At 58.8% G+C, this 12,878-nt stretch carries 14 protein-coding genes; 8 read left to right on the forward strand and 6 right to left on the reverse strand.

Going from position 1 to position 12,878, the window contains the following annotated elements:
* Positions 1–195: 195 nt before the first annotated feature.
* From Q0M35_RS12915 to Q0M35_RS12925, 3 genes are all read right to left on the reverse strand, one after another.
* Positions 196–996: a DUF2145 domain-containing protein gene (locus Q0M35_RS12915; protein ID WP_295315927.1), complete on the reverse strand. Its 801-nt coding sequence runs from the start codon at positions 994–996 to the stop codon at positions 196–198.
* 26 nt (positions 997–1,022) lie between these two features.
* Complete coding sequence (locus Q0M35_RS12920; protein ID WP_295315929.1) at positions 1,023–1,400, reverse strand: hypothetical protein; 378 nt, start codon at positions 1,398–1,400, stop codon at positions 1,023–1,025.
* Between the two features lie 199 nt (positions 1,401–1,599).
* The gene (locus Q0M35_RS12925; RefSeq protein ID WP_295315931.1) at positions 1,600–3,078 is read right to left on the reverse strand and encodes an NAD-dependent succinate-semialdehyde dehydrogenase; all 1,479 of its coding nucleotides are present in this window, start codon (positions 3,076–3,078) and stop codon (positions 1,600–1,602) included.
* 82 nt (positions 3,079–3,160) lie between these two features.
* On the opposite strand from Q0M35_RS12925, the gene Q0M35_RS12930 reads away from it, so the two are divergent.
* The 4 genes from Q0M35_RS12930 (at position 3,161) to Q0M35_RS12945 (ending at position 5,585) form a co-directional block, all read left to right on the forward strand.
* Positions 3,161–3,949 (forward strand): alpha/beta fold hydrolase, encoded by a 789-nt coding sequence (locus Q0M35_RS12930; protein ID WP_295315933.1) that lies wholly within the window; start codon positions 3,161–3,163, stop codon positions 3,947–3,949.
* 170 nt (positions 3,950–4,119) lie between these two features.
* Positions 4,120–4,386: a hypothetical protein gene (locus Q0M35_RS12935; RefSeq protein WP_295315954.1), complete on the forward strand. Its 267-nt coding sequence runs from the start codon at positions 4,120–4,122 to the stop codon at positions 4,384–4,386.
* A gap of 13 nt (positions 4,387–4,399) precedes the next feature.
* Positions 4,400–5,050 carry a DUF1523 family protein gene (locus Q0M35_RS12940; protein ID WP_295315935.1) on the forward strand — a complete coding sequence of 217 codons (651 nt, stop codon included), beginning with the start codon at positions 4,400–4,402 and terminating at the stop codon, positions 5,048–5,050.
* Between the two features lie 73 nt (positions 5,051–5,123).
* Positions 5,124–5,585, forward strand: coding sequence for a cupin domain-containing protein (locus Q0M35_RS12945; protein ID WP_295315938.1), 462 nt, complete (start codon positions 5,124–5,126; stop codon positions 5,583–5,585).
* A 4-nt stretch (positions 5,586–5,589) separates the two neighbouring features.
* Here Q0M35_RS12945 and Q0M35_RS12950 read toward each other — a convergent pair whose 3' ends face one another.
* Together Q0M35_RS12950 and Q0M35_RS12955 are read right to left on the reverse strand one after the other, a co-directional pair.
* A complete protein-coding gene (locus Q0M35_RS12950) occupies positions 5,590–5,970 on the reverse strand; it encodes an HIT domain-containing protein (protein ID WP_295315940.1) in 381 nt (126 codons plus the stop codon).
* Between the two features lie 19 nt (positions 5,971–5,989).
* The gene (locus tag Q0M35_RS12955; RefSeq protein ID WP_295315943.1) at positions 5,990–7,567 is read right to left on the reverse strand and encodes a DUF5928 domain-containing protein; all 1,578 of its coding nucleotides are present in this window, start codon (positions 7,565–7,567) and stop codon (positions 5,990–5,992) included.
* A gap of 139 nt (positions 7,568–7,706) precedes the next feature.
* On the opposite strand from Q0M35_RS12955, the gene Q0M35_RS12960 reads away from it, so the two are divergent.
* Positions 7,707–8,525 carry a sulfotransferase family protein gene (locus Q0M35_RS12960; protein ID WP_295315945.1) on the forward strand — a complete coding sequence of 273 codons (819 nt, stop codon included), beginning with the start codon at positions 7,707–7,709 and terminating at the stop codon, positions 8,523–8,525.
* 5 nt (positions 8,526–8,530) lie between these two features.
* On the opposite strand, the gene Q0M35_RS12965 is transcribed toward Q0M35_RS12960, so the two are convergent.
* On the reverse strand, positions 8,531–9,385 hold the full coding sequence (locus Q0M35_RS12965) for a hypothetical protein (protein ID WP_295315947.1): 855 nt from the start codon (positions 9,383–9,385) through the stop codon (positions 8,531–8,533).
* A gap of 126 nt (positions 9,386–9,511) precedes the next feature.
* Between Q0M35_RS12965 and smpB the strand changes: the two genes are divergently transcribed.
* From smpB to Q0M35_RS12980, 3 genes are all read left to right on the forward strand, one after another.
* On the forward strand, positions 9,512–10,000 hold the full coding sequence (smpB, locus tag Q0M35_RS12970; protein ID WP_169642036.1) for an SsrA-binding protein SmpB: 489 nt from the start codon (positions 9,512–9,514) through the stop codon (positions 9,998–10,000).
* Positions 10,001–10,086: 86 nt separating this feature from the next.
* Positions 10,087–10,941, forward strand: a complete 855-nt coding sequence (sseA, locus tag Q0M35_RS12975) for a 3-mercaptopyruvate sulfurtransferase (RefSeq protein WP_295315950.1) — start codon at positions 10,087–10,089, stop codon at positions 10,939–10,941.
* Positions 10,941–12,125, forward strand: coding sequence for an amino acid aminotransferase (locus Q0M35_RS12980; protein WP_295315952.1), 1,185 nt, complete (start codon positions 10,941–10,943; stop codon positions 12,123–12,125). The genes sseA and Q0M35_RS12980 overlap by 1 nt, the downstream gene beginning before the upstream one ends.
* Positions 12,126–12,878: the final 753 nt, after the last annotated feature.

Here is a 12,878-nt window from a genome sequence, read left to right on the forward strand (position 1 = left end):
GAGCCTACAGAAATGCCGAGAGCTTTGGCCAGACCGCGCGCGGAAAGCGCACCGGCCCCTTTCTCGAGGACGATGCGCTCTGCCGCCAGTGTGGCGCGCTCCCGGATATCCGCAAGGTTCCGGTCGCGTCGGGAAAGGGTCTTTTCTTTTGTCATGCCTGCGTGTCTTGCCCGTATCACGCCTGTATTGTCAAACTCAGAACGACTGAGCCTTATAGGGTGTGTAGCGATAGATCTGTCGGGCCAGGTCATTCTCCGCCATAAACCGTGCAAGCGACCCGAAAGTGGCGGTCGTGATGTCCCTGCCGTGATCCGCCGTGGTCATCGCGGCAGAGGACGCCGGCGCAAAGATACGCTTCAGGCTGCCGATCTTCACGGTCTGAGGTTTAAAATGCGCGTTGATATTGGCCTTGATCTGCACTTTATCCGTGGTGCCGTAAAGGCTCGCCATCAGCACATCGAGCGTGTGCTCAGTGCAGTTCTGAAAGGTCAGTGACGCAGGGTTGGCCAGCACGGAATAGCGAGCATTGTGCAGCTGCGCATAAGCCGGGCTGCTGATGACGCCGAGCAGCTTTTTCTGCAAACGCTGGTCAGGAATGATCACGCCCGCATCCAGCACAAAGGCACCTGCAAAGAAATCTGTGGGGCTGTCCTGGACCAGACGGCTGGCGGTATCGTCACCGGCCTGCTGATAGAGGTTATAGACGCGATACCCCCTGTAGGTGCTACCATCCTGGCGGGTCATCTGCGAGAAAACCCAGTAGGCGACATGCGTATAGTCGATGCCGTGGGGCAGAGTTTCACGGTCACGGCCGACCCGGGCGACAATCGCGACATTGGCACCGCGTGCCGCCAGATCACGTTCGAGGTTGTCGGCAAAGGCCGCGACATCCTCTGCAGGCAGCTTTTTTACTGCGTTTTCCGTACTGCCGGCCCCGGCAAGGGTCGGCAGCAGCACGTACATCAGAGCGGCACAAAGAATGGCAAATCGTTTCATCGGGTATCTCCCTTAAATGGTGTGGATCAGTCGAGCGTGGGTGCCGGACCGGCCGCGACGCAGGGTGTGTGAAGGCCCGCAGGTCTGGCGCCGTACCCCTGAACGTAGCAGGGCTCTGTCTGCGGGGCGGCGTGCGTTGATCCGATAATGTCAGAGCCGGCGTCAATTGTGCTGGCCCCCAGCTCTTCAAGCGCCGACCCGGTCACTGCAAGGGTTGAGCCGACAGCGATAACAGGCACCGCCACGACGGTTGCCACACCCGAAGCGACAGCCGCGCTGCCGTGGCTTGCGGCGGCAGCGGCGTGATCGGATGCCTGGGCTGAGTGTTGTCCGGACGGCCCGGCAAAAGCAGTTGTGGCAGTGAGGGCCATTGTCAGGCCGATAAGTGCAGAGCGAATAAACATTGTGTTTCTCCTTTTATGAACAATGTTCACAACAAGTAGGAGCAGTACATGATTCCGTCAATAGTTTTTATGAACAAAGTTCACAAAAAGCTGGACCTCGTCCGGGCAAGGCGAATTACAGGTATGAAAATAAGGGGTGGAACAAAAAAGGGGCCGCACCCGAAATGCGGCCCCCTTGGGTAAATTATGGTGTCCGGTATCAGACGGACATGCAGATGTACTTCATTTCGAGGTAATCCTCGATGCCGTGATGCGAGCCTTCACGGCCCAGACCGGACTGTTTGACACCACCGAACGGGCCGACCTCGGTTGAGATGATGCCGGTGTTCACGCCGACGATACCGTATTCCAGAGCCTCGGCCACTTTGTACACGCGGCTTAGGTCCTTGGCGTAGAAGTAAGAGGCCAGACCAAAGATCGTGTCATTCGCCATCGCGATCACCTCATCCTCGTCCTCGAATTTGAACAGCGGGGCGAGGGGGCCAAAGGTTTCTTCCTGCGCTACCTTCATCGACTGGGTGACCCCGGTGACGATTGTGGGCTCAAAGAATGTGCCGCCCTTTTCATGCTCTTTGCCGCCTGTCAGCACAGCGCCACCATTATCGACGACATCCTGCATATGCTCTTTGACTTTTTCGACAGCCTCGGCGTTGATCAGCGGCCCGGTCGTGACGCCATCCTCAAGACCGTCACCGACTTTCAGGTTTTCCACAGCCACCTTCAGCTTTTCAGCAAAGGCATCATAGACGCCGGCCTGCACGTAAATCCGGTTGGCGCAGACGCAGGTCTGGCCGTTGTTGCGGAATTTGCAGAGCATCGCGCCTTCGACCGCGGCATCAAGATCGGCATCATCAAAGACGATGAAGGGCGCGTTGCCGCCAAGCTCCATGGAGCACTTCATCACCTGATCGGCTGCCTGTTTCAGCAGGATGCGACCGACTTCGGTCGAGCCGGTAAAGGTCAGCTTGCGCACGGCAGGGTTCTCACAGAACTCTTTGCCGATCTCGGAAGACGACGACGATGTCACAACGTTGAAAACACCGGCAGGCACGCCGGCGCGTTCGGCCAGCACACCCATCACAATTGCCGAGAGCGGCGTCTCCTTTGCCGGACGGGCGACAAAAGAACATCCCACCGCCAGCGCAGGTGCTGCTTTGCGGGTGATCATCGCGTTGGGAAAGTTCCAGGGCGTGATCGAGGCCGCAACACCGATGGGCTGTTTCAGCACCGTGATGCGCTTGTCGCGCTGATGTCCGGGGATGGTTTCGCCATAGACGCGCTTGGCCTGCTCGCCCATGAATTCGATAAAGCTCGCACCATAGCCGATTTCGCCTTTGGCTTCGGCATGGGGTTTGCCCTGTTCTGCAGTCAGGATCGTCGCCAGATCGTCGGCGTTCTCCATCATCAGATCGAACCACTTGCGCATAACAGCAGCGCGCTCTTTGCCGGTCCATTTCGCCCATTCTTTCTGGGCGGCTTCAGCCAGAGCAATCGCATCTGCGACCTGCGCACGGCTGAGGTCGGCCACTTCGGCGATTACATCGCCACGTGCCGGGTTCGTCACATCGAATGTGCCGTTGTCCCCCTCGACCCACTGGCCGCCGACATAGGCGCGTGTTTCGAGCAGGCTCGGATCTTTGAGCAGGGATTTGAGGTCAGTGTTTAGAATATCTTTCATTTCGGGTCCTCCGCGAAAATGACTGTAGTTCTCAAATCAAGTCTGGCTATGATTGTCCAGTTCCTAAAACCGGGTGTAACAAATGAAGCCACTGGACGATGCCTACGCCAATGCCGCCTACATAGAAGGCGCCGAGACCTGGCCACCGAAATGGCAGGCGGAGGCGGACCGTTTCCGTAAAAGCCTCGGACCGCGTGCCGAAATCTCAATCAGATACGGGTCTTCTGACCGTCAGGTGTTTGATTTCTTCAACGCACCCGGGGTGCCGCGCGGCACTGTGATCTTTGTGCATGGTGGCTACTGGAAAGCCTTTGACCATACTTCCTGGTCGCATCTTGCCGCCGGGCCGCTGTCTGCGGGCTGGTCGGTCGCGATGCCCGGGTACGATCTTTGCCCCGATGTGCGCATCAGCGAAATCACCCGCCAGGTGGCTGAAGCTGTGACAAAGATCGCGGGCCGCACGGACGGTCCTCTTGTACTGGCGGGACACTCCGCCGGCGGGCATCTGGCGGGGCGCATGACCGATCCGCTGATCCTGCCCGACGCGGTACGCAGCAGGATCGTGCGCGTGGCCCCGGTTTCTCCCGTGGCTGATCTTACACCGCTGATGGAAACCAGCATGAACGATATTCTGCAGATCAATGCGGCAGAAGCGCAGGCGGAAAGCCTCGTCAACATGGCGCCACCGCAAACGGAGGTGAAAATCTGGGTCGGTGCCGATGAACGCCCGGCGTTTCTCGAACAGGCGGATCTGCTGGCACGGACATGGGGGGCGCGACAGGTCATTGTACCGGATCGCCACCATTTCGATGTAATCGACGCCTTCACCGATCCCGGCAGCGACCTGACAGCTTTTCTGACCGATCAGTAGCCGGGCAAGCCACAACACACGGTCCGGGACCCGCGCAGCGGCCCTTGCACGCCATTGCACCTTTTCAGAGGCGCGCGGCTTTGACATGAAGAGGAAAGTTACCCGCGGTTGATGAAACTGCGTCTTTTATGCCTATATATCAGGCGACAAAGCAGAAAGAAGGCACGGCAATGTTCGCACTGGCACGACTGGTTTTCATCGGCTTTATCGTTCTGACGGTGGTCTATGTGTGCCTGTCGCTTTATTCCCGGGCGCGCCGGCGCGAGAAACTCGAAGCGGTCTGGGACGCAGACGGCGGCCCGGGCAACAAGGCGTCATTTGTGGACGCCGGGCTGAAAGAATACGACGGGTCGCTGCGCCGCAAGCTCATCCTTGGGGTTTATGTGGTACCCTCGCTGCTGGTCGCGCTGATTATTTATCTGACGAATTTTGCCTGAGAAGGGGCACGCCATGGTTTACGTGAAATGGACACTCATCATCGGCTTCTGGCTGCTGGTCGCCGGGTTTTTCCACTACACTCTGCCTCAGACCGATATTGTGCGCATCACCGACACCTATGAAAAGCGCATTGATCCTGGTGAGAACCGCCTGTTCTGGTCGCAGGCGGATATTGGCAGCGACACGACTGTCACCAGCCGCGACGTATTCTTTATCCAGACACGCCGCGTGAACGGCGGCGTTATGGTGTATCGCAACGAGGACACCGGCTGGTCCTGGCCGCCGTATTTCAAATTCGACACGTCCAACCTGCAGGCCGAAGCCGCGGACCTGCGCTCAACCGCGGACAACCCGCGCTATGTGGCGATCAGGCACTATGGCTGGCGCAACGAATTCTTTTCGATCTTTCCCAATGCGATCTCTGTAAAGACAGTCGCCGGGCCGGATGTGGGCAAACCGATCCCCTGGGTGAGCATCCTGATCCTCGGGATTGTCGCCGCAATCTGGTATGGCGTCTGGGTCCGCTGGCGCCGTTTTCGGGCAAAGCGTATCGATCCGACGCTGGAAGAGATGCAGCACAGCTGGGAAGCGACAGAAGACGCCATGGCAGAGCGGCGTGGCCGCCTGAGCGAATGGTGGGCACGCCAGCGCGGCCGTCGTTAATTCCGGGCGCAGCACCCGGATACCTGCAATCCTGCCGCACCGCAGGTGACATCACAATCAGGAGGATGCCTTCATGGACACAGAATCACTGGGACCCGACAGCATTGAATGGCTGGGCACGCAGTACCGGACGCTGATTGATCAGGGCACCTCCGGCGGCGCCATTTCGGTCACCGACAGCATTTCGCCGCCAAACTCCGGCCCGCCGCGGCATATTCACCACGATGCCGATGAGACATTTGTGGTTCTGACCGGCGAGATCGGGTTCTGGCTGGACGGCGAAACAGAAGTGTGCGGACCGGGCGGCTCTGTGTTTATCCCGCGCGGCACGCCACACACTTTTACGGTGCTGAGTGATGTCCCGTCGCGCCACCTGGTTATCCTGACACCGGGCGGGTTCGAGGGCTTCTTCGCGGAAATGGCCGAAGGTCAGTTTAAAATCCCGGATGACATGGCACGGATCGGGGAAAGTGCCGAGCGGTTTAAAATGAACTTCTGCGGCCCGCCGCTGTCGCCGGATGACTTCGACCGCTGAGCGCTCAGCTGTCCTTTGCCAGCATCCGCCCGAGCGGCCGGCCACCCAGGATATGCACATGCAGATGCGACACTTCCTGCACCCCGTGATCGCCCGCGTTTGAGATCATCCTGAACCCTTCGCCGGTCGACAGCGTGACACCTTCCATCCGGCAGACCTCTGCGATCGCGCGGGTATAGTCAACGATCTCAGCATCGGAGGCCTCTGCGGCGAAGTGATCATAGCTGACATAAGCACCTTTGGGGATCACCAGCACATGCACGGGCGCCTGCGGGTAGAGATCGCGGAACGCCAGGCTGTGGCTGGTCTCCAGAACGGTGGTATTGGGAATTTCGCGGCGAAGAATCTTCGCAAAGATATTCTGATCGTCGTAGGCGTAGTCCATGCGGTTCTCCGGTTGATCGTCAGTCTGCAAATAATCCGTCGGTCTCGGCAATCTCCCAGGCGCGCGCCTGCGGGATCGACAGGAAATCCGCGAGGGCTTTTGAGTTCTCGCCGATGTCGGCAGTTTCGCGCATGCGGCTGAGATGATCAAACTCCGCGTCACGGATCCGGTCGCTTTCATAGGTAATATCGTTGCGGATGGTCGGTATGAGGCGCGCAAGTGTCTCCCCGGAAGTTTGCGGCCCGGCAAGGCCGACCCGCATCGCGTGACCGATCAGATACTCGTCTGAAAAGGCGCAGTCGATCTCCAGCATCCGTGTGACAGACCGGTCGGCGGCAAAATCCTGGAGCAGGCCGATATTGCCCGGATCCATACAGACAATCATCCGGTCGGTCTCGTAAAAATCGAACAGCATCCGCATGAGCGCACGCCGGTGCCGCGTGCGTTTTTCAAGCGAGGTCTGGATGCCGCCAAGATCGGGCAGGGGCGTGTCTTCCTCGTTAAAGAGATATTCGACCGATGGCACATTGGTGACCTGCCGCATCCGGTCCAGAACCCGTTTGGCAACGTGCCATTTCTTGCAGATCAAAATCATCAGTTCGCGTTCACGCCCGAGGGTCGATTCCGTTTCCCAGAACCGCGGCGCGAACCGACGCCCGATACGACCGCGCCCGGTGAGAAAGCTGAAAAGCTTAGGCCCCTCGTCGGAGATCCGGAAATCAACTCCGGAGGCCGAATAAAGCAGGCTCAGTCGGCGTTTGAGGTCATCTGCTTCCGGGCTGATCTTGCGGGCAAAGAGAAAATCCTGCCCGATCAGCATGTCGTAATGATCGTTGTAGAACGTGACCGGCATCCCGTAATCGGTGAACATAAGAAAGGTCAGGGTACGGTTGCGGATCTCTTCTGACGGGATCAGATGCGGCACGATCGTCTGGAAAAAGGTCTCATCCGGGATCCAGGTAGTTTTGAAAAACCGCCGGATGTCGCGCCGTGACTTCACGAATTCCAGCACCTGCTCCACGGTCGAGCGCCGCAGGCACCACCACTGGCTGCCGATGCGGATCTGCAGGCCTTCGGGCAGTTTGCGCGACAGCCCCAGACGCCGCTGCATTTCCATCGAGGCGTAAAAGAGCGTCTTGCGGGCCCGCTCATTGAAAAAGTGGCGATAGATCAGCCGCTCCTCTTTCATGCCGGTTTTGATCCAGTCGCTTTCGAAATAGTCAAAGTTCTCGATGAAGTCGGCCTCATTGTCATCGAGATACCGGTGGATGTATTCGCCGGTCTTGATCGCCATGCAATCGCCCGACAGCATATAGAAATGCGTGGCCCGGGGCCACGCGCGTACGGCCGCCTCAAGCGTATTCAGCGTTGCCTGCACGAGCGACCATTCCCCCCAGCCGCAGCGCACCCGCCTGGTGGCAAAGGCGACACTCGCGTTTTTGGTCAGGGCCTTGCGGATCAGATCAAAATCCTGCTCCGGCGCGCTGGCATCAAAGTGGATCGATACATAATCACCGGCCGCCGTCAGACGCTCCGCCTGCCGGATGATGGCACGCGGGTCTTTGTGACACAGCATAATATAGGCGATTCTTGCCATCAGGTGCTCTTACGGCGTGTTTTCAGTCTGCTCACAACAGTGATAAGCGCGAAGCCCGATTGAATAAACCGCATTTATTTGCTTTTTGTGAATATAAGAAGGCCATGACGCCAGAACGGGCTGTCAGGAGGATGAGCAGATGGGGTTTCCGGGAACCTGGATGACGACCAGCGAAAGCGTGGTCTATCGGGTCGTACCGAAATGTGCCTGCTCGACCATCGGGCAGATCATGTATTATTCCGATCATGGCGAATACTTCGATGGCGACATCCACGATGCCCAGAGCGGGCTGCACAAATGGGCCCTCGACGGCAGCAAAGAGCCGATCACGCAAAATGTGCAGAACCACAGCTCTTATTCATTCACCTGTGTGCGCAATCCCTACACCCGTATCCTGAGCTCGTTTTTTGACAAGATCTGCGGGATTCAGCGCAATGGGAGGCGCTATCGCGGCAATCTCGTCCCTCAGCTCATTCAGCGCTATGGCATTGACGTGGGCGGGCCGGACGGCACCGGCGAGTTTGATCAGATCGCGTCGTTCCGCCGCTTTTTGCTTTTTGCGCGCGACAGCATCCGGTTTCGCAAACCGATGGACCCGGATATCCACTGGTCGGCCATGTCGGGCCATATCAGCACTTTTATCGTGAATGGCGGCACCTATGACCGGATCATCTGGACTGAGGAGTTCAATGCCGGCATGCAGGATGTGCTGGACGCCATCGAGACGCCGCACGCGGTGAAACTGAGCGAAGTGCCGCGCTTTAACGAAAGCGCGGGGCACGGGCCGAAACGGCTGCACCCGGTCGAAGACTACTTTGACGATCTCTCGATGCATCTGGTGTATGAGATCTACAAACGCGACTTCCGGCTGTTTCGCTATGATTTCGAGAATCCGGCAAACAAAGCGCCGTTGGGTGAGATCGATCTCGATGAGGTGCACGCCAAACTGGGCGACTGACCAGCCTACTTGCCGGTAAAGGGGCCGAGCATGCTGGTGCGGTAATCAACCTGGAAGAGATGATTATAAAGTTGTGCGACCCACTGCTTTCCTTCCATCGTCTGCTCAAGATGCACCAGAGCAGGGCCGATCAGCGGCTGTACCTGTGACCAGAAGAAATCCGGAAACTTCTCCATAAGATCGACGGCACTTTCATAGCCGAGCCGCTCGTTCATGTCGGTTTCGCTGAACTCCTGAAAAAGCGCGCCGATCTTGCGATGATAAAACGGGTCCGCCATCTGTCCGATCAGGTCCGCCGCGCGCACCAGAGCAGGTTCGCTTGTGGTGGACTGATAATACTCGTCTTCGGGCACCGGAAAGCGGGTATAGTCTATCGCCCGGGCGATGCGCTCCTCGTCCACCACGGCAGACCCCCGGAACCGGCGCGTGGCATACATCATCCCGCGGTCCACATGGTAGGGTGCCAGAAACGCATCCGACGCGCCGCGCGGCGGGCTGATGGTATCGCCATTGCTGTTGATGACCACGTTGTTATCGTCATCCCCCTCGACGATATCGCGCAGATAGCCGATGTCATGCACCAGCAGCGCGATGATATAATGCAGCCAGTCATTGGGTTGAATGGCTTCGGTCACCAGACGCCCGCGCAAGATCTGCTGGCCGACAAGCGTGACCATAATCGTGTGCTCGGCGTTGTGGTAAAGCGCGTCCGAATTGCCCAGCCGTTCCAGTACCATTTTCGCACAGCCGTTGATGTAGGCTGCGTATTCCGGGTCGCGTCCCGAAAAGTAATCCAGAAAGGTTTCAGACAGGTGCTCGCCAAAAGACGAAGCAAGGGTCGCCGTGGGATTGAACATCAAAGTCGTGGACTCCGGAACGGAACGATATCTCCTCCATACACTATTTGCGCGCCCCTGGATATCCGCTTTGCCAGTTGCACATGACCCCGGCTTGCACGACCCGGCCTGACGCCTTACATCCGCACCATGGCACAGGTGAAAACGTCCTCTAAATCCGACCCGAATTATAAGGTGGTCGCTGAAAACCGCCGCGCGCGGTTTGATTATGCAATCGAGGAAGACCTCGAATGCGGGATTATCCTTGAGGGCTCCGAAGTGAAATCCCTGCGTGAAGGCGGCGCCAATATCGCTGAGAGCTATGCAGCGGTCGAGGATGGGGAACTCTGGCTCGTGAACGCCTATGTCGCACCCTATAAGCAGGCAAAGACATTTCAGCACGATGAACGCCGCCGCCGCAAACTGCTGGTGAGCCGCAAGCAGCTGTCAAATCTGTGGAACAGCACCCAGCGCAAAGGCATGACGCTTGTACCGCTGGTGCTTTACTTCAACCACCGTGGCATGGCCAAGATCAAAATCGGCATCGCCAAAGGTAAAAAACTGCACGACAAGCGCGAGACCTCGGCCAAACGCGACTGGTCTCGGCAGAAATCCAGGCTGCTCAAAGAACACAGCTGACCGCGCCGCTCTGATGCGGTGCGTGGTCTTGCCACCAAAGCCCTGTGACGATAATCAGACGGTTGTCTGATAGCAGGGGGTGCCGCATGGCCGACGATCCGAAAACGCTTGTCTCTACTGAATGGCTGGGCCAGCACCTCAAAGACCCCGATCTGCGTGTTCTTGATGCCTCATGGTACCTGCCGGAGGCCGGCCGCGATGCCCGCGCGGAATATGACGAGGCGCATATTCCCGGCGCAAGGTTCTTTGATATCGATGATATCTCGGACGCGCGTTCGGACCTGCCGCATATGGCGCCGCCGGTTGAAAAATTCATGTCCCGGCTGCGTGCGATGGGCGTGGGCGACGGGCACCAGGTTGTGATTTATGATGGCGCCGGCCTTTTGTCGGCCGCGCGTGTCTGGTGGCTTTTCCGGCTGATGGGACAGGAGAACGTGGCCGTTCTGGACGGCGGTTTCCCGAAGTGGAAGGCCGAAGAGCGCCCGGTCGAAGACATGCCTCCGGTGATCCGCGACCGGCACATGACGGTGCGGTTTCAGAACCACCTTGTGCGGGATGTCACCCAGGTCTCCGCGGCGTCCAAGCTGGCGGACTATGCGATTGTCGATGCCCGCGCCGGAGTGCGGTTTCGCGGCGAAGCGCCTGAGCCCCGCGAGGGTCTGCGCCCTGGCCACATCCCCGGATCGCGCAGCCTGCCCTACACGACCCTGCTCAACAGCGACAAAACCATGAAAAGCACCGATGAGATCACAGCGGCCTTCAAAGACGCCGGTGTCGATCTGAGCAAACCCGTGATCACCACCTGCGGCTCAGGCGTTACGGCCGCGATCCTGGCTCTTGCGCTGGAGCGCACGGGCAACCGTAAATGGTCACTTTATGACGGATCATGGGCCGAATGGGGGATGTTTCCCACTGTGCCCGTTGCAACCGGAGAAGCCTGATGTTTGAGACGCTCAAAGACCGCCCCGTAGACGGTATCCTCCGGCTGATGCAGGAATACCGGGACGACCCCCGTGAGGTTAAGATTGATCTCGGTGTCGGTGTCTACAAAGACGCAACCGGGCTTACACCCGTCATGCGCGCCGTCAAGGCCGCGGAGCACATGCTCTGGGAGACGCAGGACAGCAAGGTCTATACCGGCCTGACAGGAGATCCGGCCTTTGCAGATGCGCTAATCGCGCTGGTGCTTGATGATGCCGTCCCGCGTGACAACATTGCCGCCGCTGCCACACCAGGCGGCACCGGTGCTGTGCGCCAGGCGTTTGAACTCATCCGCATGGCACGCCCGGACGCGCGGGTCTTTGTCTCGGATCCGACATGGCCCAACCACCTGTCCATCCTGAATTATCTCGGCATGGAGATGGTCCCCTACCGCTATTTCGACGAAGAAAGCCGCAGCGTCGATTTCGACGGGATGATCGCGGATATCCGGACCGCGAAGCCCGGAGATGTGGTTCTGCTGCACGGCTGCTGTCACAATCCGACCGGTGCCAATCTGAAGATGACAGAATGGAAAGCCGTGATCGACGTGCTGCTTGAGACAGGTGCCGTGCCGATGATCGACATCGCCTATCAGGGCTTTGGTGACGGCCTTGAGGAGGATGCCGCTGCCACCCGGCTTGTGGCCTCATCGGTCCCCGAATGCCTGATCGCCGCGAGCTGTTCGAAGAATTTCGGCATCTACCGCGAGCGCACAGGGCTGCTGATGGCGATCAGCAGCAACGCTGATGCCCGCAAACGCAACCAGGATACGCTGGCCTTTCTCAACCGCCAGAATTTCAGCTTCCCGCCCGACCATGGCGCGCGGCTGGTGACAATGATCCTGAACGATGATGCTTTGCGCGCCGACTGGATGGCCGAACTGGAAGAGGTGCGCACCAGTATGCTCGGGCTGCGCAGCCAGCTTGCTGATGAGCTGCAGCGTCTCTCCGGATCGGACCGTTTCGGATTTCTGGCACAGCATCGCGGCATGTTCTCGCGGCTTGGCACCACCCCCGAAAAGGTGGCGGAGATGCGCCGCGACAGCGGGATATACATGGTCGCCGACAGTCGGATGAACATCGCCGGCCTGAACGCGCAAACAATCCCCGTTCTGGCCCGCGCGATCATCGACGCCGGTATCTGACACGCCTCACGCTGAAGATGTTGCCCGGGGTGCGCCCGGCAGAAGTCTGTGAAGCGGAGAGGCTGCGTGGAAACCGGCTGGGTTTGAGCCGCTTTTCCCGGTCTGGGTTTTGGACACCTGTTTCGCCGGCTTGTCCGCGTTGATCCCTCAGATCCGGTCTGAGTGCCGTTTCTGAGGCAATCTGGGGAGATTTGGCTTTTCAAGGTACTGTTCTTTGCCGGGCCCACGCCTTTTAAGCGTTCATCGCGCTGACAAGGCCTGGAATGCCCATGATCTTCGTCACGCGGGTCATGTTGCAGGCAAGGACATGCAAGGCCATCTCAGTGGCGACGCTCTTCAGGCGTCTCATCTTGACGTGTGTGGCACCCATCCATGATCTGATCGTGCCGCAGGGATGCTCAACTGTCATACTGCGCAAGGCCGGTTGTGTGGGATCCTGGTCCGGCCGATGCTGCACACTCTCAGGGACGTCTTCCTATTCCCGGCGACGGATGCGGCGTTCCGTGCTGTTGGTGCAATTGTCTTTGATGACTCAGCCGGCGCAGGTGCTCGACCTGCAGACACTGATGGCCTTGCCATCCTGCGGGGCCCTTAACCGGTAGACCAGCTTCTCCCCGGCCGGGCAGATGTAGGCGTCAGCCTTTGCATCACAGGCAAAGCCGGCTTTATCGCACAGCCCTCGCGCACCGGCATTCGTGTCTGAGGCTCAGGGACAACGACCGAGATACCGGCCCTTCGCAGGCGAGGATTTCC

The organism is Roseobacter sp., from assembly GCF_024639605.1.
Taxonomy (GTDB): domain Bacteria; phylum Pseudomonadota; class Alphaproteobacteria; order Rhodobacterales; family Rhodobacteraceae; genus Roseobacter.